The organism is Tamaricihabitans halophyticus (genome assembly GCF_004340875.1).
Taxonomy (GTDB): domain Bacteria; phylum Actinomycetota; class Actinomycetes; order Mycobacteriales; family Pseudonocardiaceae; genus Tamaricihabitans; species Tamaricihabitans halophyticus.
Window position 1 is genome coordinate 1118914 of sequence record NZ_SLXQ01000001.1, and the last position, 21061, is coordinate 1139974.

16 protein-coding genes are annotated in these 21061 nt (G+C 66.8%); 5 read left to right on the plus strand and 11 right to left on the minus strand.

Annotated features, from left to right (window positions below; genetic code table 11):
* Window positions 1–65 precede the first annotated feature (65 nt).
* Window positions 66–1685: a hypothetical protein gene (locus EV191_RS05395; RefSeq protein ID WP_132875653.1), complete on the plus strand. Its 1620-nt coding sequence runs from the start codon at window positions 66–68 to the stop codon at window positions 1683–1685.
* Here the strand turns inward: EV191_RS05395 and EV191_RS05400 are convergent.
* The 7 genes from EV191_RS05400 to EV191_RS05430 form a co-directional block, all read right to left on the minus strand.
* Complete coding sequence (locus tag EV191_RS05400; protein WP_132875654.1) at window positions 1663–3858, minus strand: hypothetical protein; 2196 nt, start codon at window positions 3856–3858, stop codon at window positions 1663–1665. The two genes, EV191_RS05395 and EV191_RS05400, sit on opposite strands and share 23 nt — an antisense overlap.
* A gap of 55 nt (window positions 3859–3913) precedes the next feature.
* On the minus strand, window positions 3914–5071 hold the full coding sequence (locus EV191_RS05405) for a GAF domain-containing sensor histidine kinase (RefSeq protein ID WP_132876161.1): 1158 nt from the start codon (window positions 5069–5071) through the stop codon (window positions 3914–3916).
* 7 nt (window positions 5072–5078) lie between these two features.
* A complete protein-coding gene (gene cydD, locus EV191_RS05410; protein WP_132875655.1) occupies window positions 5079–8405 on the minus strand; it encodes a thiol reductant ABC exporter subunit CydD in 3327 nt (1108 codons plus the stop codon).
* Window positions 8402–9409 carry a cytochrome d ubiquinol oxidase subunit II gene (gene cydB, locus EV191_RS05415; RefSeq protein WP_132875656.1) on the minus strand — a complete coding sequence of 336 codons (1008 nt, stop codon included), beginning with the start codon at window positions 9407–9409 and terminating at the stop codon, window positions 8402–8404. Before cydB ends, cydD begins: the two co-directional genes overlap by 4 nt.
* A 224-nt stretch (window positions 9410–9633) precedes the next feature.
* Window positions 9634–11133: a cytochrome ubiquinol oxidase subunit I gene (locus tag EV191_RS05420; protein ID WP_132875657.1), complete on the minus strand. Its 1500-nt coding sequence runs from the start codon at window positions 11131–11133 to the stop codon at window positions 9634–9636.
* 78 nt (window positions 11134–11211) lie between these two features.
* The gene (locus EV191_RS05425) at window positions 11212–11862 is read right to left on the minus strand and encodes an IclR family transcriptional regulator (RefSeq protein WP_132875658.1); all 651 of its coding nucleotides are present in this window, start codon (window positions 11860–11862) and stop codon (window positions 11212–11214) included.
* Window positions 11863–11877: 15 nt separating this feature from the next.
* Window positions 11878–12747 carry a hypothetical protein gene (locus EV191_RS05430; protein WP_279388412.1) on the minus strand — a complete coding sequence of 290 codons (870 nt, stop codon included), beginning with the start codon at window positions 12745–12747 and terminating at the stop codon, window positions 11878–11880.
* Window positions 12748–12997: 250 nt separating this feature from the next.
* Here EV191_RS05430 and EV191_RS05435 point away from each other — a divergent pair, with 250 nt between their 5' ends.
* The gene (locus EV191_RS05435; RefSeq protein ID WP_132875659.1) at window positions 12998–13789 is read left to right on the plus strand and encodes a DUF2470 domain-containing protein; all 792 of its coding nucleotides are present in this window, start codon (window positions 12998–13000) and stop codon (window positions 13787–13789) included.
* A 94-nt stretch (window positions 13790–13883) separates the two neighbouring features.
* Here the strand turns inward: EV191_RS05435 and EV191_RS05440 are convergent, their stop codons facing one another.
* Window positions 13884–15578, minus strand: coding sequence for a BCCT family transporter (locus tag EV191_RS05440; RefSeq protein ID WP_243658755.1), 1695 nt, complete (start codon window positions 15576–15578; stop codon window positions 13884–13886).
* Between the two features lie 360 nt (window positions 15579–15938).
* Between EV191_RS05440 and EV191_RS05445 the strand changes: the two genes are divergently transcribed.
* Window positions 15939–16751, plus strand: a complete 813-nt coding sequence (locus EV191_RS05445) for a CPBP family intramembrane glutamic endopeptidase (protein ID WP_132875660.1) — start codon at window positions 15939–15941, stop codon at window positions 16749–16751.
* A 36-nt stretch (window positions 16752–16787) separates the two neighbouring features.
* Here the strand turns inward: EV191_RS05445 and EV191_RS05450 are convergent, their stop codons facing one another.
* Window positions 16788–17345, minus strand: coding sequence for a DM13 domain-containing protein (locus tag EV191_RS05450; protein WP_243658756.1), 558 nt, complete (start codon window positions 17343–17345; stop codon window positions 16788–16790).
* Between the two features lie 175 nt (window positions 17346–17520).
* Between EV191_RS05450 and EV191_RS05455 the strand changes: the two genes are divergently transcribed.
* Together EV191_RS05455 and EV191_RS05460 are read left to right on the plus strand one after the other, a co-directional pair.
* Window positions 17521–18723 carry an arginine deiminase gene (locus EV191_RS05455; RefSeq protein WP_132876165.1) on the plus strand — a complete coding sequence of 401 codons (1203 nt, stop codon included), beginning with the start codon at window positions 17521–17523 and terminating at the stop codon, window positions 18721–18723.
* A 111-nt stretch (window positions 18724–18834) separates the two neighbouring features.
* Window positions 18835–19383, plus strand: a complete 549-nt coding sequence (locus EV191_RS05460) for a ferritin (protein WP_132875661.1) — start codon at window positions 18835–18837, stop codon at window positions 19381–19383.
* Window positions 19384–19485: 102 nt separating this feature from the next.
* Here EV191_RS05460 and EV191_RS05465 read toward each other — a convergent pair whose 3' ends face one another.
* Together EV191_RS05465 and EV191_RS05470 are read right to left on the minus strand one after the other, a co-directional pair.
* Entirely contained in the window at window positions 19486–20316 is an 831-nt protein-coding gene (locus EV191_RS05465; protein ID WP_132875662.1) for a hypothetical protein, read from the minus strand.
* The gene (locus EV191_RS05470; protein ID WP_132875663.1) at window positions 20313–20906 is read right to left on the minus strand and encodes a SigE family RNA polymerase sigma factor; all 594 of its coding nucleotides are present in this window, start codon (window positions 20904–20906) and stop codon (window positions 20313–20315) included. Before EV191_RS05470 ends, EV191_RS05465 begins: the two co-directional genes overlap by 4 nt.
* Between the last annotated feature and the right edge of the window lie 155 nt (window positions 20907–21061).

Genomic DNA, 21061 nt, shown 5'->3' on the forward strand with positions numbered 1-21061 from the left:
GGTGCGGGACATAGGGCGCTCGGCGGGGGAACGTATACCCCCCCCCCCAACGTTTTTGGCGGAACGTGCTGCTCGATGAGCGGCTACGCCCGTGGCGCACGGTTGATTTCACCCGCCGCGTGCTTGTGCTCGCCCGCACCGTCACCACGCTGACCCGCTGCCTGGACATCCTGGCGCTGCTGCACGACGATCCGCGCCTGCAGGTGTTGTTCAGCTATGACCAGGACCATCCGGCGCGGTTGGGCACCGGTGTCGCGGAGTATCTTGCGGCGCTGGATGCCCCGGTGATCAGCTGGGCGCAGGCCCGCGCGCACCGGTTCGATCTGATCATCGCGGCCAGCGAGAACGATCAACTGGCCGAATTGGACGGACCGATTCTGCTGCTGCCGCACGGGATCGGTTTCCAGAAGTACTACCCGGACACCTCGGTGATCGCGGGCATGGACCCGGCGCGGCTACTCCACGAGGGCAACGTGCTGCCGGCCGCGATCGCGCTTTCCCACCACGATCAGCTGAACCAGCTGCGCGCCAGCTGTCCGCAAGCTACCGCCGCGGGCACGGTGATCGGCGACCCGGCACTTGACCGGCTACTCGCTTCGCGCCGGCATACCGGGGTGTTCCGCGATCGGCTCGGTACCGGCGAGCGCAAGCTGGTGGTACTGGCGACAACCTGGGGACCGGATTCACTACTGGGTAGTTGGCCGGAACTGCCGGAGCGGCTGCTCGCCGAACTACCTGCCGATGAGTACGCTGTGGCGGCGATTCTGCATCCGGGTATCGCCGCCGCGCACGGCGGTTGGCAGCTGCGGTCCTGGTTCGCCGGCGCCAGCGCGGCAGGGCTCCTCCTGGCTGGTCCGGACGAGTGGCAGGCGATCCTGTTGGCAGCGCACTGTGCCATTGTGGATGGTGGCTCGCTCGCGCTGTACGCGGCGGCACTGGATATCCCGCTGTTACTCGGCGCGGAGAACGCGAACACGGTCGCCGGTTCGCCAATGGCGGAGCTGGCGGCGTGCGCTCCGTGGCTACGCGGCGCCGATCCGCTTGCTGGGCAGCTCGGCGCGGTGGTGCATAACCATCCGGCACGGGCTTACTGGCCCATCGTCAAGCAGGCGGCCGCGTATGCCGGCGAGTCGGCCCCATTACTTCGCGCGTTGCTTTACCGCCTCGTTGGCCTGTCCGAACCGGACACTCCGGCGGAGTTCGAACCGGTGTCACCGGTGGCCGCCAGCCCGGCCGAGCCGGTGAGCTATCTGGTTGGCGGCGTACCGGGTCCCGAAGGTGTTGCCATTACTCGCTTTCCCGCCAACACCCGGAGTTCCACCAGACCACCGGTGGATTACCGGCATCTGACCGCGGCGATGGACCGGGCCGGGCTGGCGGCGCTGGAGGCAGCCAGCGTGCTGTATCTACCTGTCGATGCGGCGTGGCCGGATCGGGCGCACCGCGCGCTGCGCGAGTGGCCGCACGCGAGGCTGGTCGCGCAGCGCCGCTCCGATCGGGATTGTGTGGTGTACGCACGGGACGGTACGGAGCTGGTGCTGAGCGCGGCGGGTTCCGGCTTCGACCCGTTGGTGCTTGCCTCGCTCGGCTACGTGCGATTGGCCGAGCGCGGTGCTGTCCCACCAAGAGATGAGCTTCGGCTTGCGGAGCGCCGGATTCCGGTCAGTGTTCGGCCAGCGCTTTGAGTTCGGCGAGGTAGCGGTTCAGCCTTGGCAGTCCGGCACGGATCGCCGCTTCGGCGAGTCCGCCCCAGATGCGGCGCGCCTCGGTAAACTGGCCGGCGGCACTGGCCAGCCCGGCGGACAGCTCGGCGATTTCCCATTCGTACTGGGTGTTGCCTTCCCGGGCGAGGATGTCGCGGGCGCGGTTCAGTTCGTACTGTCCCCAGTCGGGTTGGCCGTTCGCGTCGTGGACCTTGGTGCGCACCATGTGGATCCTGGCGAGGTTGCGGCCCGCCGCCTGCGGTAGCCGCTGCGCCTCGTCGAGCAGTTCCATGGGCGACCCTCGTTGCTCGACAAGGATATTGGCGAGCATCCGCAGGTGAATCACCAGGGCGGCACCGTCCTGGTCGGCCCGGTCGATGCGCACTGCCTCGTTGAGCTGTGCCACGGCTTCCCTGAGATCCGGCGAGTCTGGACTGTCCAGTTTGGCGCGGATCTCTTCGTAGCGCCCGTGGAATTCGTGCATGGATGCGCGCAACCGGCGGAAGTTGTCTTCGGGCAACTGGCCGAATTCCTGCCAAGCCAGCTCGAGATTGGTTTTCGCCGAGGCTAGTTCCGCGCGCAGGAAGAACATCCTGGCCTGCATCGCGTAAGCCCTGGCGAGCATCGCGCGATGCTGATCAGCGGGTTCGCCGGCAAGCAACTGTCGCGCCGATTCGAGCACTACTTCGTTCAGCGCCTGATACCAACCATACTGCGCATCGTTGAGTACGCTGATCTCCAGCGCGCCGCCCAGCTGGCATACTTCCAGGTGCATACCCAGTTCCGCCGCCTTGTGCACGGCGTCGAGTAGCACCCAGCGAATCGAGTCCACAGCGGATTCTGCTACCGGCTGGAACCGTTCCGGATAGAGCCGCAGCCGATCCGGTTTGCCATGGACGTCGGCGGTGACCGCGCGGTCCCGCAGATGCCCGATCACTCGGCGATAAGCATCGGTACATTGCGCTTGGCCCGGCTCATCGAGCGTCGCGAGCAGCTGCCCGCGTACCGGTTCGTCCACGCGGAACCATGTGGCGCCAGTCCTGTTGACCAGATGTAGATCCCGCAGCTGGCGCAGGGTTCGGCTGGTGTCTGCCTCGTCCTGGTTGAGCACAATGCCGGCGAGCTGGTGATCGAAGCCGCGTGCACAGCAGCCGGCGAGCAGCGTGATTGCCTGCCGTAGCCGAGGATCGATCTTTTCCAGCGACTGGTCGATCGCCGCGCCGAGTACCGCGTCGAGATGCGCCAGGCCACGCTCGCGTAGCCGGTTCACCAGCCGGGCCACTGGTTCGCTGCCGGTCGTGCCGAGCCGCAGCTCCAGGCCGAGGTACTGGATCGGCTCCGGCAGATAGCCGGCCAGATCGAGCAGCTGGGCCACGGCTGCCGGTTCCCGCTCCAGCATCGCGCGATCGCGGCAGTGATCCGCGAGCAGCAACCAGGCGCCCTCGGCGTCCATCTCCGCCAGCACCACGCACGTATAGTGCAGCCGTAGCTCGCCGGTCAGCTGGTCGGTGCAGACGAGCAGTTGGTTAGCCGGATGCGCCGGTTCGAACGGGACGATTTCCTCCATTCCGCGCGCGCCACGCAGGATGATCAGCACGTTGCCGGCGAGCAGGGCCTTACGGAATTGCAGTTTCAGTTCGGCTGACTTCTCGGCGATATCGGTATCGGCTATCCCGAGCTCGCCGAGCTGTTCCCGGTATACGCCGGGCCAGTTCACCTCCTCCCCGCCGATGCGGTGCTCGTCGAGGTTGATCTCGAGCACCGCTCGGTGGAATCGCTCCCGGTGCACCTCGGCGTAGTGACGCGTAAACGCCCCTCGTCCGCTGCCGGAACGGCCGCTGATGATCGTGACGTCGCCGTCCGGGGTCTGGGCGAGTGCGGCCATGCGGTCCCGCAATGGGTTGGGCGCGGGGAGAGCGCGCGGATGACGGCTGATCGCGCTGCGCGCGGCGAGCACCTTGCCGAGTTCGGCGGCCCATTCGGGGTCCTGTTCGGCCAGCTCACGCACCTGCTCGGCAAGCGCCTCCTGGTCCACGGAGGGCTCGCCGCGCTTCGCCCGGAACACTTTGACCAGGCCGTCTTTGCTTTTCGTGTACAGCTCAGTAAGCATGATGCCGGTCACCTGCGTGAGCATGTCCCGCGTTAGTTCATCCACCGCCGCCCCCAGGTTCGCGATACGCCGTCTAACAAGGTGAGTCGATCACGTCACGTCATGCTACCGGGATACGGAAGAGCACGCGGGTGCCCCGGCGGGCCGAGGTGTGCACCTCGCAGTACCCGCCGGCGGCGGTGGCCCGCTCTTCGAGGTGGGCCAACCCGCGCCGAGTGACACCGCCGGGGATACCGCAGCCGTCGTCGGTCACCTCGAGCGACAACCAGCCATCCGCGCTACCTATCCGCACCGTGGTGTGTGCCGCACCGGAGTGTCTGACCACATTGGACAGTGATTCGCGGAGCGCGGCACGGGCATGGTCGGCGGACTCCGCTGGCACGTTCGCCAAGCCGCCGGAGAGCTTGAGGGATGGCGCGTAGCCGAGCAGTTCGCCGGCGACGTCCACCTCGGCATGCGCGGAGGCTGCGAGGTCGCTTGTGGACGGTTGGCCGCCGGGGTCGGGGTCGCGCAGCGCGCGCACCGTATCGCGGACTTCGGCGATGGTGCCGTCCAGCTGGTCAACGGCGTCGGCGAGCCGGGCGGAATCCTGCCGGCCGAGCTTGCCGCCGAGTTTTCGGCCGAGCAGATCGAGCTGCACGCCGACCGCGTAGAGCCGCTGCACCAGCACGTCGTGCAGATCGCGGGCGAGGCGTTCGCGTTCCTCGTAGACCGCGATCCGGCGGCGCGCGGTGGCGCCTTCGGCGAGCACCTGCACCAGCGCTGCCTGGGTGGCGAAGGCGGTGAGTACTTCCACGCTTGCCGGTTCGAATCCGGCCGCGCCGCGCCTGCGGTACACGGTGAGCGCGCCGAGCCGACGATCCTTGGTGCCGAACGGCGCGGCGGCGAACGGCCCGTAGCCACGAAGTTCCTTGGGCACATAGGGAGCGGTGCGCGGATCGGAGGTGAAGTCCTGCACGACCAGCGGCACGCCACGGCGGGCCACCCGAGCCGCGGAGGAGCGCGCGGACAGGGTGAGCCCGACCGGATTGCTCGCCGCGTATTCCGGGGCGCCCGCTCCGGCGGTGCCGTGCGCGGCTTCGACGGTGAGCTGGCCGTCCGCGCCGCTCGCCATCACCAGGCCAAGGTCCGCTTCGGCAAGTTCGGCTGCTTTGCGCACGATCAGTTCGAGTACTTCGCCAGGGTCATCCACGGTGAGCGCGGCATTGGCGATCGCGGTGGACGCGCTCAGCGCGCGTGTGGCGAGTGTGGTGTCCATTGTGCTTTCAGGCATACGCGGGTATGCCGTCCGGGGCAAGGACGACCTGCACCCGGCCGCGGTTGACCTCGATGAGCATCTCGGCTTCGGCTGCTTCCTCGGCGCGATGCGTTACGTGCAGCACGGTCTTGCCAGCGAACTCGGTGCGCAGCCGGTCCAGTACCGCGCGGGCGGTTGGCCGGTCCAGATGCGCGGTCGGTTCGTCGAGGACCAGCGCGTCGGCGGTTTTACCGGCAAGTAGTGTGCGGGCGAGGGCGAGCCGGCTGGCTTCGCCGCCGGACAGCGTTGCGCCGCCGGTGCCGACCTGGCGATCTGGGGACCAGCCGGCGAGCCCGGCCAGCTCCAGTACTTCGGCGAGGTCGGTTTCGCTGGCGTGTGGGTCGGCGAGCTTGAGGTTTTCCCGGATGGTTGTGGACATCAGCTGGGCGTCCTGCGGGCACCAGGCAAAGTGGCCGGGCAGTATGGTGCGACCGTTGTCCGGGGTGAGGAAGCCGAGTAGCAGGGCGAGCAGGGTGGATTTGCCTGCGCCGGATGGTCCGACGATGGCCACGTGCGTACCGCGGGGGATATGCAGGGTGACCTCGCGCAACGCGGGGGCGCTCGCGCCCGGCCAGCGCACGTCCACCTGGTCCAGCCGGATGTCTGCGCTGCTGGTGGCTGGCGCTGGCGGCGGCGGGGTTTCGGTGAGTTCAGCGACGCGGGCGCGGACCGCGCGCAACTGCTGGTACTGCTGGGCGGCCGGCGGCAGCAGGGCGAGCGTTTCGGCCAGCGCCAGCGGGACGAGTACGGGTAGTGGCGCGAGCACCGGCAGCAGCGCGCCAGCAGCGACGGCCACGGCCGCCTGGGCCGCGCCGTATACCGCGGCTGCGCCGGTGGCCAGGGTGATCAGGAGTGTGCCGGTGCCCGCGGCGAAGGCCTGCCGGCGCGCCTGCCTGGCGAGTTCGGCGTCCTCGGCGGCCAACCTGGCGCGCTGCTGCCGGTCGGCGCCGCAGGCGAGCAGTTCGGCTGCCGCGTCCAGCGAGACGAAGGTGCCGGCGGCAACCCGGATCCGGCCGCGGTCCATGGCGCTGGTTGCTTGCCGTTGCGCCCATACCGCCAGCGCGGGAGCGCCGAGGCCGGCCACCAGTAAGGCGACCGCCAGCCCGAGCCCGGCGCCGGGTAGCACGATTGCCTGCACCGCGACGGCGGTGAGGCAGACCGCGCCGACCAGGAACGGTGGGGCAAGCACGCGGGGCACCAGGTCGCGCACCGTGTCCACGTCGGCGGTGAGCCGGCGCAGCCCTTCGCCGCCACGCAGCTGGGTGGTGCGGGCGGGGCCGAGCCGCACGAGCGCGTCCCATAGTCGCTCGCGTAGCCGACCGGCGATCCGGAACGCGGCATCGTGCACGGCCAGCCGTTCGAGGTAGCGCAGCGCGGCGCGGGCAAGACCGAAGGTGCGTACCCCGACGACCGCGACGGACAGCGTCAGGATCGGCGGCTGCTCGGAGGCTTTCGCGATCAACCATGCCGAGGTCGCGGTGAGCGCGATGCCACAGATCAGCGCGGCCGCACCGGCACCGATGCCACCGGCGAGCCGGCGATCGAACAACCCGCGCAACCAGCGGCCGGACGTCCCGCGATGCGGAGTGCCCGCTGGCGTGGCGCTGCCCCAGTCTGGCGCGGGCGCTGGCGGCTGCTCGGGTGTGGCTTCCGGAGCGCGGTGCGTGGCCAGGACTACCGCCGCGCCGGCTGCCGCGGCGCGCTGGATAGCGTCCTGCACCAGCTCCGCGTGCGCCGCATCCAGATGCGCGGTCGGCTCGTCGAGCAGCAGTAGCCAGGCACCGGTGCGGCAGCGCAGCAGGGCACGGGCGACGGCCAGCCGCTGCCGTTCGCCGGCGGAGAGCTCGCTCACCGGGCGGTCCAGCAGCCCTGCGATACCGAGTTCGGTCGCGACGTCGGTCAACAACCGCGGATCACCGGGTTTGCGGTCGGCGAGCGCGAGTTCCAGCTCTGCGCGCGCGGTACCGCCGGCGAACGCTGGGCGTTGCGGCACCCAGCCAATTCCTTGCCGCCATGTCGACAAATCTATAGTCGATTTATCGATATTGTTCACGGTGATGTTGCCTGAGCTTGGCTGGACGAAGCCGAGTAGTGCGGCGATGGTGGTGGATTTTCCGCTGCCGCTTGGCGTGTCGAGCAGGTGGATCTCGCCCTTGCTCAGTTCGAAGCTTTCGCCTGCTGGGGCGGGACCGTCCGCGCGGTCCACGGTGAGTTGCTGGACGCGGAGGGTTTTCCGGCCATGCGGTAGGTCGGTGGTCGGTGGTGGGCCGACGCTGGTTGGGTTTGCCGCGCCGCGGGCTTGCAGGATTTCGGTGACCCTGCGGACGGCTTCGACGCCGTCTTCGCTGGCGTGGTGTGCGGCGCCGGCGGTGCGCAGCGGCAGGTAGCACTCGGGGGCGAGGACGAGCGCGGTGAGGCCGATGGCGAGGGTGAGGTCGCCGGTGACCAGTCGCAGTCCGATTCCGACGGCGACCAGTGCCACGGACAGTGTGGCGGCGAGTTCGAGCACGAAGGCGGAGCTGAACGCGACGCGTAGGTTGGCCATGGTGGTGCGGCGGTACCGTTCGGCTGCTTCCCTGACGAGCTTGCGTTGCGCGGCCGCGCGCCGGAAGGCGGCGAGTACCGGGAGGCCACGAATGAGTTCGTGCAGGTGCGCGGACAGTCGCTCGGTGTCGTCGGCGGCGTTGCCTACCCGGTCGGCGGTGTATTTGCCGACGAGGATCGCGAACAGCGGCAGCAGGGGCAGGGTGAGCGCGACGATTCCGGCGGAGAGCGGGTCGGTGAACAGCAGCACGGCGCCGATGGCTGGCGGCACGATCACACAGGTGACGAGTGCGGGTAGATATTTGGTGAAGTAGGCGTCGAGCGCGTCGAGTCCTCGGGTGCACAGCGTGCCGAGTTCGGCTGGTCCGCGGGCGGCGATCCATTCCGGACCGAGTTGGTGTGCGGCGTCCAGCACCTGGCCGCGGAGTTCTTCTTTCGCGCCGGCGGCTGCGCGGGCGGCTGCGACGTCGACGGCCCAGCCGAGCAGGCCGCGGGCGAGTACCGCACCGGCGGCGATGCCGAGCCTGCTGGCGTAGTCGGCGCTGCCGGTGGTCACTACTTCGGCGAGCAGCGAGCAGAGTGCGACGGCTTGGACGACGAGGGCAAGGGTGTGCAGCGTGGTGAGCACTCCGAGCAGGACCAGTGCTCGGCGCGCCGCGCGGGAAAGGTGCGGCAGCGCGCCGAGCGGCCCCCGCCCGGGGCGGGGTTCGGCGGGAAGGTACCGCCCCGGGGAGTTCTGGGTGCGCCTCATGGCACGTGCACCGGCGGGATGTGGCTGGTGCTGATGCGTTTCCGGAATACCCAGTAGGTCCAGCCCTGGTAGACCAGCACCGCGGGTGCGCCGAAGGCGGCTACCCAGGTCATCACGGTCAGCGTGTAGTCGCCGGATGCGGTGTCGGCGATGGACAGCGAGAAGTTCGGGTCCACCGTGGACGGCAGGACGTTCGGGTAGAGCGCGCCGAACAGTGCGACGACGGTGGCGGCGATGGCGACGCCCATTGCGGCGAAGGCTTGGCCTTCGCGGTCGGCGAGCAGCCGGAGGTAGCCGAGCGCGGCGGCGAGCAGTACGAGGCCGAGCGGTATCCAGGACCAGGCGGAGCCGACCCGTAGCTGTACGAGCAGCAGTAGCGCGACGAGTGGGGTGAGCGCGATCGGGGCAATGCGCAGGGTTAGCTGACGTGCGCGGGCGTGTAGTTCGCCGGCGGTTTTCAGGGTGATGAAGATGCCACCGTGCACAATGGAGAAACCGGCGACGGCGAGCGCGCCGATCAGGGTTTCCCAGCCGAACGCGGCGAAGGCGGAGCCGACCCGGTCACCGGCGGCGTCCAGCGGTAGTCCGAGCACGTTCCAGGAGAGCAGTAGGCCGATGCCGAGTGCGGGGATGACCGAGCCGGCGAGGATGACGCGGTCCCAGTTGCGTCGCCAGCGATCCGAGTCCACTTTGCCGCGGTACTCGAAGGCGACGCCTCGACCGATCAGCCCGGCCAGGATGAGCAACAGTGGCAGGTACGCCGAGGAGAACAGTGAGGCGTACCACCCTGGGAATGCGGCGAAAGTGGCTCCCGCGGCGACGATCAGCCACACCTCGTTGCCGTCCCACACTGGGCCGATCGTGTTCACCAGCACCCGGCGTTCGGTGTCCGTGCGGCCCAACCGGTGCAGCAGCATGCCTACACCAAAGTCGAAGCCTTCCAGGAAAAGGTAGCCGAGCCACAGGAAGGCGATAATGCAGAACCAGATGGTCGCGAGGTCCATTAGCACCGACCCCCGACATCCTGGTGGACAGCGCGGAAAGCGCGACCACTTATCCACAGATTCCCTAGTTGTCCACAATTCCTGTGCACAACTCCCCCGCGAGCCCCACAACAACTAGACTGGGCGTGGGGTCGCCCCCCGGAGAGGGTGGGGGATGTGGTGTTGCGCGAGAACGAGGTTTGCGGTGCCACCACGCTGAGGTTGGTCATCGTGCTGCCTCCAACTCAGTAGGCGAACGTGAGCTTGTCGCTCGGCTCATCGGGATCCTTGGGTTTCTCCGGCGGCATAACGCCTTCCACTCCAGCTCGGGCGTATCTGCGCAACAGGAAGAACTCCACCACCGCAAGTCCGCCATACAGCGCGGTCAGCACGATCAACGAGGTCAGTACCTCGCCGACAGTCAGACCCGAGACGCCTTGCGCGGTGTACATCCACACTCCATCCACACCGGACGGATTCGGGTTGGGCACCACCACGAACGGTTGACGCCCCATCTCGGTGAAGATCCAACCGAAGCTGTTCGCCAGGAACGGGGTGGCGATGCCGGCCAGCGCGAGCCGGGGGAACCACTTCGTGCGCGGCACGCGCCCCTTCCTCGTGACCCACAGCACGAAGGCGGCGGCACCGGCCGCGAGCGCACCGAACCCGATCATCAAGCGGAATCCCCAGTACGTCACCGGCAAGTTCGGCACATAGTCCACTGGCTGCCCGGCAAGCTCGCCCAACCTCGGATCGTCCGGGTAATGCGTGCCGTACTTCTCGCCGTACTCCTCCCGCAGATCCTCGATACCCTTCACCTCGGTGGTGAAGTCGTTGTGCGCCAAGAAAGAAAGCAGCGCGGGCACGGTGAGCGATTTGACGCTCTCACAGTCCGGCTGCGACACGTCGCCGTAGGCGAACACCGAGAACGAGGCCGGTTGCTCGGTGTGACACAACGCCTCGGCCGCGGCCATCTTCATCGGCTGCTGCTCGAACATCAGCTTGCCCTGGAAATCGCCGCTGATCGCCACCCCAAGGAAAGCGACCAAACCAACCCAGCCACCGAGCCGCAGCGAACCCCGCCACACCTCACGGTCCGCCGGATCGCCGGTGTTGTCCCGGTGCTTACGCCATAGATGCCAGGCCGCGATGCCCACCAGGAATGCGCCGCCGACCGCGAACGCGCCCGCGATCGCATGCGGGAAAGCCGCCAGCACCGTGCTGTTGCCGAACACCGCCCAGATCGACGTCAGCCGGGGCTGACCATCCACGATTTCCGCGCCGACCGGATGTTGCATCCACGAGTTAGCGGCCAGAATGAAGTACGCCGAGGCGATCGTGGCCAGCGAGAATGCCCAGATGCACGCCAGATGCACCCGTTTGGACAATCGATCCCAGCCGAAGATCCACAATCCGAGGAAAGTGGATTCCACGAAAAACGCGACCAGCCCTTCCATTGCCAGTGGCGCACCGAACACGTCCCCGACGAACCGCGAATACGCGCTCCAGGACATGCCGAACTGGAATTCCTGAACAATCCCGGTCACCACGCCCATGGCAAAGTTGACCAGCATCAACTTTCCCCAGAACTTGGTCATCCGGAGATACTTCAGCTTCCCGGTTCGCACCCACGCCGTCTGCATTCCGGCGACGAGCACGCCGAGGCCGATGGTCAGCGGGACCATCAGAAAGTGGTAGACGGTGGTGATGCCGAACTGCCACCGCGCGAGATCGAGCACGTCCACGTAATCGATCTTGCGTGGCCGCCGGGGTGCTCCGGTAGGTACCGCCGTCCCGACCCCGATGGGACCTAAGTCCCGCCTTCAGCGCAGGGTGGCGGCGACCGAAGTAGCCGCACGTACCAACTGCGGCCCCACACTTTCCGCGTGCAGCTCGGCGAAGCTGAGCATGCCGACACAGGCACGCACCCCTGGCACGCCACGCACCGGCGCGGCCAGCTCGGCGGTGCCCACCTCCAGCTCACCGCGGGCCGCCACCCACGGTGGACCGTCCTCGGCGAGCTGGAGCGCCCGCCCGGTCGCGCCACGATCGATCGGCTGCCGGCTGCCCACCCGATACCCGACGTGCAGCACGGTCCACGATGGCTCAACAACCGCGACCACCTGCGACTCCGCGCCCTCGGCGAGGCTCAGAAAAGCCGTCGCGCCCACCGACTCGGCGAGCTCCCGCAAGATCGGCAACACCGCGACCCGCAGTTGCGGCAGCACTCTGCCGGCGAGCACGAGCAGGCCGGCCCCGAGTCGCACCCGGGTACCGTCCCGCCACAACAGCCCGCGCTCCACCAACGGCACCAGCAGCCGGTACACGGCCGCCCGGCTCACCCCGACCGCCGTGGCCAGCTCGCTGATCCCCACCGAATCGGTCTCGGCGTCCGCAACGGCCTGCAGCAGCGCCAAACCGCGCTGCAGGGTCAGCGAGCTCTCCCCGGTCGCGGCCGACCTACCCGTCGGCACGCCGGGCCACCAGGGTCACAGCAAGCCCAACTCCTCAAGATCCGTGAGCGGGCTGGCCAGTGAGCCGGAACCGAATGAGGCACACAGGCCACGCACCGCACGCGCGGCCGCGTCGGTAAGCGCTCCCGCTTCCTTGGCCAGCGCGGCGGCATCCGTGCTCGCCAGCGCCTCCCGGACATCCTGCCCCGCCAATGTGCGCGCGGCGGCGACCAGGAGGTTCACGAATCCGTGGTGGGTGAACCCGCTGTCCGGATCGACGTGCCGCACCGCGCGGTGCAAACCGGACGTCGCCTTGAACGAGGCACCATTGCTCCCGCTGACCACGGAAAGGAAGTCCGCGATCTCGTCCACGCTCGGGAAGTTCTCCGTGTTCGCACCACCACACCGGATCTTCGGCCAGCTCCCGTGCTCGACGACGCGGCGCACCCCGTCCAGCCATTCGGCGCCCCCGCGTCGCGGTTCCACCACGCGGATCACGTCCTCCGGCACGAACTCGGAGACCCGTTCCAGCCACACCTCGTCCACATCGGAGGGCGCCGGCATCTCGACCATGCGCAACGCGAGCAGCTCGGTCCGGGATTCCACGATCGAGATCGCCTTCGGCACGCCACCGAGTCCGGTATCGATCACCAGGGACAGCGCGATCGGCTTCACCGGCTTCGCCTTGATCAGCTCGGTGATCAACTCCGGTAACCGGGAAGCAGGGCAGAGGAACAAGCTGTAGACACCGGCACGCTCGCTGGCGCGAGCCTGTAGGTGCGCTTCGATCGCGTCCGACATCGACGCGTTGGTCGGGGGGAACAGTGCGGCATCGTCGACGAGGCGCGCTAGCAGGGGTGGAACACCACGGGGCCCTGGGGGATGTAGTTCGGCAGCGCTTGACACGGCTGACACGCTAATAGTTTACCTGTGATTGAACAAAGATGTCCGATAAACGGACGTACGGCAAGTCGTCGCACCGGCCGTGACCGGCCAAGGAAATCCGCTCACGAACTTCGACCTGCCACTGGTTACCCACTGCCCTACATGGCACGCTCAGCGTGAGCGAGTAGTTGCCGTGACACCAAGGTCCCCCGCCGGAGGTCTTCCGCTCGCGTACACAGGAGGTTAGGCTTACCTAAGTAGGAGGTGAGTGGTGAGCGAACCCGAGGTATGCGCTGGACGGCGCCCGCCGGCGCCCACACCGGCCGAACGGGCCCGCACGATTGCCGCCAGGGGCGGCAAGGCCACCCTGCTGCCATGGGTCGGGTATGGGACCGAAGGCAACCGGGTCCTTCCGTTGTTGCATCACGTACACGCCGATGGCACGACCAGCCTGCTGCTCGACGACAAGCATCCGCTTGTGGAGAGCGCCTGGCTGGCGCCACGCGACGAGCTGACCGTGATGCTGGAGCTTGCCGATCCCGCCCCGGTGCCGCTGCGCGAGCCGGTTCGCGGGCTGCTGTGGATCACCGGCTGGTTGCGGCCGCTCGAACCAACCGCGGCAAGGCAGCGGGCCGTCGAACTCGCCAAGGACCGCCCTGATCCTCGGCTGCTGGACATCGGCTACGGCTCCACGTTGCTGCGGCTCAGCCCAGCCTCACTGGTGCTCGCTGACGCCGAAGGCACCCAGTCGATGCGCCCGGCCACCTTCGCCGAAGCCGTGCCAGACCCGTTCCACAGCTACGAGAACGGCTGGTTGCGGCACCTCGAGCTGTCCCACCCCGATGTGGTCGGCCTGCTGGCCAAGCACCTGCCGGAACGGCTGCGCGGTGGGCATATCCGCCCGCTGGGCCTCGACCGGTTCGGGCTCCGGCTACGCGTGGAGATGCTCGGCGACGATCACGACGTGCGGCTCGCGTTCTCCCGCACCGTGCACACCCAGGAGGAGCTGGCAGCCGAGCTGCGCCAGCTGCTCGGCTGCCCGTTCCTGGCACACGCCAAATAGTCCATGAATTCCGAATGATCCAGGAACCCAAATAGTCTGAAACGCAGAACGGCGGCGCAGGAAGCGCCGCCGTTCTGCCGCTAACTACGGTCCACTAGCTCGAGCTGTGCCGCCCGCTGCCGGAACCGCCGTTCGCTGGGGCATCGTCGGCATTCGGCTCGACGAGCCCCTCGTCGATCAGGCTCTCCGTGACGTGCTCGGTGAGCTCCTGCCGTTGCATGCGCCGCTGGATGCGGAGCATCGTCTTGCGTTCTCGGCTGAGCTCCTTGTAGATCGACACGCACATGAACACGATCACGACACTGAATGGCAGCGCGATCACGATCGCCATGGTTTGCAGCGCGACGAGACCGCCGGCGAGCAGCAGTGCGATCGCCACCGCGCCCTCCATGACCGACCAGAACACTCGGCTCCACGTCGGCGGTTCGGTGTTACCACCCGAGGCCAGCATGTCGATCACCAGCGAACCGGAGTCCGAAGAGGTGACGAAGAACAGCCCGATCAGGATGATAGTGCCGCCGACGACAAACGTGCCCGCCGGTAGATCGCCGAGTAGTCCGAACAGCGAGCCTTCCGGATCCACGGAGCCGTCCGAAGAGATCAGCCCGCCTTCGCCGAACAGCTCGCGGGCCAGCGCGCTGCCGCCGAACACGGTGAACCAGAGCAGGCCAACCACGGTCGGCACGCCGAGCACACCGGCGACGAACTCGCGAATGGTCCGACCACGGGAAATCCGGGCGATGAACACACCGACGAAGGGCGCCCAGGAGATCCACCAACCCCAGTAATACGTGGCGTTCGCACCCTGCCACGCGACGCCGTCATCACCTTGCATCGCAGTGGTGTCGAAGCTCAGCTGCAGGATGTTCTGCAGGTAGAGCCCGAAGGTCTGCACCGACTCCCGGAAGATGAACAGCGTCGGGCCGGTGATCAGTACGAAGATCATCAACGCGCCAGCCATGCTGATGTTGATGTTCGACAGCCACTTGATGCCCTTCTTCACCCCGGTGACCACCGAGAAGATGGCGAAACAGGTGATCACGCCGATCAGGATGATGTAGACCAGGTTGCTCGGTTCCTGGATGATGTCCAGGAAGGTCAGACCGGCGGTAATCTGCAGCACGCCGAGACCGAGCGAGGTGGCGACACCGAACAGGGTGCCGACGATCGCCGCAATATCAATCAGATCGCCGAGCCAACCCTTGACCCGGTTGCCAAGCAGCGGTTGCAGCGTCCACCGGATCGAGATAGACCGCTTCTTCCGGTGCACCATGTAGGCGACCGCAAGGCCAACGACCACGTAAATCGCCCACGGGTGCAGCCCCCAGTGCAGGATCGTCTGCACCAACGACTCTTGGGCGTTCTCCTCCGGCGTGCCTTGTCCGGCCCCGGGCTTCGGGTCAGCGAAATGACCGAGCGGCTCGGCGACACCGTAGAACACCAGGCCGATTCCCATACCGGCGGCGAACAGCATCGCGAACCAGGAACCCCGACTGAACTCGGGTTCCTCATCGTCCGGGCCGAGCTTGATATCCCCGAAATGTCCGATCCCCAGCCATAGTGAGAACACCACGAAGCTGGTCACGATCAGGGTGTAGTACCAGCCGAAGTAGCCGACCACACGGTCCTGGATCGAAAGAATGATCTCCTCGGCCGTCGCCGGCATGGACACCGCGAACACCACGAACGCCAGGACAATTATCCCCGCCGGGTAGAACACCCGGGGCGCGATCGCGCCCCCGCGTGGTTCTGCCCCGGCGCGTGGCTTGTCGTCTGGCTTAGTTGCCACTGGACAGCGCCTCCCTTACGCAGATCCCTACAGAATGTCGTCGGGCAGTCTTTCGTGAACGGTCAAACAGACACAAGTGGGCGGAACGGCGATAATCGCCGATAGCTTGCTGAGGTGGACAACCAGCGGCACCCAATCGCTCGGATAAACGCAGAGTTACGAGGGTTCTCGACATCGAAAACATTGCTCCCGGTGCTCGGGTCTCATATACATAACAAATGCTCAGCCGGTGAGTTGCGCCTCAGTGAAACACCGCGGGGCAACGACCGCTCACGTTCCGCGAATGGTCCATCCGGACGAGTGCACGGAAACTGTCCGACAATCCGGCGCCGCCCGATCCGGCACCGGTAGCGTTCGGCCGTGACCTCCCGCCTGCGCGCCTGGCTCGCTCCCGAGCGGCCAGTCGAACCAGCCACCCTTGAAGATCCGCGCGAGCGCCGCGCGATCTACTTGGAGCTAGTGATCGTTTTCACCATCACGCTCGGACTGTCCGGACTGAGCAGTGTCGTGTCACTTGTGGACTCGCTACTGCGCACCGAGGCGCTCAACGAGCAAAGCGTGGCGATCAACAGGCCGGGCGCGACACTCAGCATCCTGGATCTGTTCAGTCAACTGCTCTCCGCGCTGCGCCTGTTCGCCTGGGGCGCACTCGCGGTCTACCTGCTCTGGCGCTCCGGAATCGGGCTGGCGAAAATCGGTCTCGGTCGCATCAGGATCGGCAGGGATGCCGCCGCGGGTGTCGGATTCGCCGCCTTGATTGGGATTCCCGGCCTCGCGTTCTACCTGATCGCCTGGCAAACCGGATTCAACCTCGCCGTCCAACCCTCCACTTTGGATGAATCATGGTGGCGACCGATAACGTTGAGCGTCTCGGCGGCCGGTAATGCCTGGGCGGAACAGGCACTGGTGGTCGGCTACCTGCTCACCCGGCTGCGCCAGCTTGGTTGGCGAGAGAACACGGCGCTACTGTTCGCCGCGATACTCCGCGGTTCGTACCACCTGTACCAGGGTTTCGGCGGGTTCATCGGCAACATGATCATGGGATTGGTCTTCGGCCGCGTGTGGCAGCGCACCAACCGGTTGTGGCCGCTGGTCATCGCGCACACCCTGCTGGACTTCATCGCCTTCGTGGGTTACTCGCTGCTTCGGGACAACATCAGCTGGCTCCCCTAGCCGGCTAGACAGAGATAGACCTAGATAGCGATAGACCTAGATAGCGATAGACGCAGTACCGAAGGCCACGTTGAACCTGTCGCACCAGAGAACCGCGCTGCGCATATCTCCGATCCGCGCGCCCTCTGGCAACGCATAGTTCTGGTCGCCGTGCGTCGCCTTCATCTTGCCAAGCGGAATGTAGCGGCCGTCGTCATAACTGCCCCATTCACCGCCCGACTCCTGATCACTGAGCCATACGTGCACATCCGGGCCATCCGAGGTGGCGAGCCCCTCCAGCCGCAGCACCCGCGTCCCGTCGGGAAGTTCCAGTAACCGGGCGGTGCCGCTCGTGGCGTGCTCGCCGTCCTCGAACTGGCCGCGCGCCAACTCGTGTGGTCGCGCAGGGGTGTTTGTCGGCTGCGCCGTGCCTGATGACTGGGTTACCCCTGGCGACGAGGTAGATTCTGGCGCCGCGCCTGGCAGCTCCTCGTGCACGGTACTGCTGGTGAACGCCTTCCACGGCTGAAACGCCCATAGCCCGCCAGCCAATAGCACCGCGACCAGTGCGGTAATTGTCCAGGTCCACGGCGAGCGGACGATCTTGCTGGGCACGGTTACCTCCTGGTGTTGGCGGCCAACGCAACCATTGGAACGAAGTAACCGGATAAAACGGTACCAACCTGCCAATTACCGAACTCTTACGTCGCCACGGCTGGCCCGCGACCAAGTAAGCTGCGACGTCGTGTACACCGATTCGGCGAGTACCGCCCCGCCAACGAAGCCAAGGGTGGACAGTGAAGTCGGCAAGCTGCGCACGGTGCTGCTGCACCGGCCAGGCGCGGAACTGAAACGGCTTACTCCGCGCAATAACGACAAACTGCTCTTCGACGGCGTGCCGTGGGTGGACCGCGCGCAAGCGGAGCACGACGCCTTCGCCGAGGTGCTGCGTGGCCGTGACGTGGAAGTGCTGCTGCTCGCGGACGTCCTACGCGAAGCGCTCGACGACTCCCGCGCGCACAGCGCCGGTGTCACCACCGCGGTGGACGAGCGCAAGCTTGGCACCCAGCTCGCCGACGCGCTGCGCTCCTATCTATCCACAGTGGATCCCGCCGGTCTTGCGGATGTGCTCACCGCGGGGCTCACCTTCGAGGAACTTCCGGTCGCCGAGGGCGCTTCGCTGGTACGCCGGATGCACCACGCGCACGATTTCGCCATCGATCCACTGCCCAATCTGCTGTTCACCAGGGACTCCTCGGCGTGGATCGCTGATCGTGTCGCGATCGCCTCGCTTTCGATGCCGGCACGGCGCAGGGAAACCAGCGTGCTGGACCTGATTTACGCGTATCACCCGCGATTTCGCGCGAGCGCCCGCGCCTACGGCGCGCATTCCGCACCCGTCGAGGGTGGTGACGTGCTGCTGCTCGCGCCCGGGGTACTTGCCATTGGCGTCGGCGAGCGCACCACTCCGGCCGGTGCCGAATCACTCGCTCGCTCGGCCTTTGCCGAAGGGCTCGCGCATACCGTGCTAGCCGTGCCGATCGCGCAGGATCGCGCGACCATGCACCTGGACACGGTGTGCACGATGGTCGATAGCGACGCGGTGGTGATGTACCCGGCGATCCGCGATTCGCTAACCGCCTTCACACTGCGACCGCAGGATGACACCGTCGCGGTAAGCGGGCCAGCGCCGTTCCTTGAAGCCGCGGCGAACGCGATGGGAATCGACCGGCTCCGGGTGATCGATACCGGGCTTGACCCGGTCACCGCCGAACGCGAGCAATGGGATGACGGGAACAACACGCTGGCGCTGGCGCCCGGTGTGGTGGTCGCGTACGAGCGGAACGCGGAAACCAACGCACGACTGGCACACGCCGGTATCGAGGTACTGCCGATCGCCGGTTCCGAACTCGGTTCCGGGCGTGGCGGGCCGCGCTGTATGTCCTGCCCGATCATCAGGGACGGCGACCAATTCACCGCGACAAGCGATTAGGAATACCTAACCTAATAATTGTTTTAGAAGCCTAATCTAAGCAATTTCACGAAAGGTTGATAAGGCTTTCCTAGCTGGAAATCGCCGCACTGGCAAGCGTATCTTTGAATTATGTCGACGAGCACGAAGAAACCGCATTCCAAGTTCACCGAGTTGCTGCACACCCAGGTGCGCAACGAGTTCAACGCCTCACAGCAGTACATCGCGCTTGCCGTGTGGTTCGACAAGGAAGACCTGCCCCAGCTTGCCAAGTTCTTCTACGCGCAAGCCCTGGAAGAGCGCAATCACGCAATGATCATCGTCCAGTACCTGATGGACAATGATCAGCCAGTGAACATCCCGTCGATCGACGAGGTGCGCAATGACTTCAGCAAGGCAGCGGAACTTGTCGAGCTGGCACTGAAGCAGGAAAAGGAGGTCACCTCCGATATCACCACGCTCGCCAAGGCCGCGCGGGACGAGGATGACTACCAGGGCGAGCAGTTCATGCAATGGTTCCTGAAGGAACAGGTTGAGGAAGTGTCCTCAATGTCCACTTTGCTGAACGTGATCAAGCGCTCGAATGGCAATCTGTTCGACGTCGAGGCCCATCTGGTTCGCGAAGGCGGCGGCGAGGGCGCCGACCCGACCATGCCGCGCGTCGCTGGCGGCGCGGTGTAAGTACCGCACCCACCCCGGTCCCCAGAATCGACGGGCGGATCCGAACTCCGGGTCCGCCCGTCGCCTGCGCTCCGCGACCGCATTCTTCAGGGATCTTGCGGTTTAACAAGCAGAGCTGCTCAGCGCCAACCGCACACTGACGACCGAACCATCCGGTCCGTCGAACTGGAAGGTGTACATCCCACTGGTGTTGCCTGGCACCGTGGCGGACGCGGTACTGCCCTGGTCAGCCAGCCCCGGGTAGGCATCCACTACCTGCTGCTTGGCAGAGCCGACACCGACACCCTCTGGCGTTCGATTCCCCGGCCCCGCGGTGATCGCCTGAAGCCCGCCGCTGGTCATGGCCACACTTGCCCCGGAGTCGCCATACACCGAGTAGGTCTGGCAGCCAGCGCCCGGTGGTTGCGCATCCGGGCCGAGATGCCCAGTCTCGATAGCCGCCTCCGCCGTCATCCCGAGCTGCAACGAACCGAGCCCCGTGGGGCCAATCGCGGTATTCGCCGATAGCGGAAGGCCGAGCACCCTGGCGCTCGGGCCGGGAGACCGCGTTTCGGTGGTGCTCGTGGCCGGCGGTGGCTGCTCGGGTTCCGCTGGCGGCTCCGGTGCTTCGCTGGTCGGGGGCGGCGGCTCCGGCGGGCTCGAATCCTTCGTCGAGCTGGTCGGTTTCGAGCTGGAGCTGGTGGCCACCGGGCCCAACCCGCTCGGCGGCTGCTGGTCTGACCCCTGGTTCGCGGTCAGCGTGAACCCGACGACCAGTACGGCGGCCACCGCGGAGGCCCCCGCCACGCCGCTGAGCATGGCCCGGCGCCGGCGGATCCGCTTCACCCCGGCAAGCACCGCCATATCGGCGTCCGGACGCGCGGGCAGGGCGAGCCGGTCATCCTCGAACAGCCGGTGCAACTCCTGATCGAGTTCGTCATCGGTGAAGCTCATTGCTCGCCCCTCCCCTCGTAATGTCCGTCCAGCTTGACGCGTAACGAACCCATCGCCTTGCTTGCCTGGCTCTTGACCGTGCCCTGGCTCACCCCGAGCGATTCGGCGATCTCCGCCTCGGAAAGCCCCTCGTAGTAACGAAGCACCACGACCGCGCGTTGCCTCGGCGGTAGCTCACGTAGCGCCTGCCAGAGCGGTTCGTTCTCGAACGAGTCGGGGCTCTGTGGCCCCACGGCGTCCGGAATATCCGCGACCAGGTTCTCCTTGCGGGTGCGCCGCCAGCGGGAGATATGCGCGTTGGCCATCGACCGGCGGATATAGGCGAGCGGATCGCCGGTTTTGCGCTGCACCATGGTCCACCGGGAGCCGACCTTCTCCAGCACCGTCTGCACCAGATCGGCGGCGTCATGCGGATTACCGGTCAGCGCATGCCCGTAGCGCAGCAGTCCAGGTAGGGCGGTCCGGACAAACTCGCCGAAATCCGCCACCTCACCCACCTGGTACCCCCTGACCAGCGCACACTCGGGCCCTTCGACACCGCCGTCCACGGCACGCGTCAGTTTGCCCGCCGGCGCGGCCGGCTGTGCCATCAGCACTCCGTGGACCTCCCTCCTGCCGGTGTCGGTGCGCTCGTCTGCGTTATGCACGCACCAACTGACAGAGGGGTTGCCTGTTACTCGGCACACAGCGTAACGGCTTACCGTGAACGCCGGGCAACGAACGGCGCAGGCCTTTACCCGGTCGA

What these genes read in the sequence shown, in the direction of transcription:
- EV191_RS05405 (WP_132876161.1), bottom strand. Translation starts at nt 5,071, where the DNA reads ATGGACACCACACTCGCCACACGCGCGCTGAGCGCGTCCACCGCGATC.
- cydD (WP_132875655.1), bottom strand. Translation starts at nt 8,405, where the DNA reads ATGAGGCGCACCCAGAACTCCCCGGGGCGGTACCTTCCCGCCGAACCC.
- cydB (WP_132875656.1), bottom strand. Translation starts at nt 9,409, where the DNA reads ATGGACCTCGCGACCATCTGGTTCTGCATTATCGCCTTCCTGTGGCTC.
- EV191_RS05460 (WP_132875661.1), top strand. Translation starts at nt 18,835, where the DNA reads ATGTCGACGAGCACGAAGAAACCGCATTCCAAGTTCACCGAGTTGCTG.
- EV191_RS05465 (WP_132875662.1), bottom strand. Translation starts at nt 20,316, where the DNA reads ATGAGCTTCACCGATGACGAACTCGATCAGGAGTTGCACCGGCTGTTC.
- EV191_RS05470 (WP_132875663.1), bottom strand. Translation starts at nt 20,906, where the DNA reads ATGGCACAGCCGGCCGCGCCGGCGGGCAAACTGACGCGTGCCGTGGAC.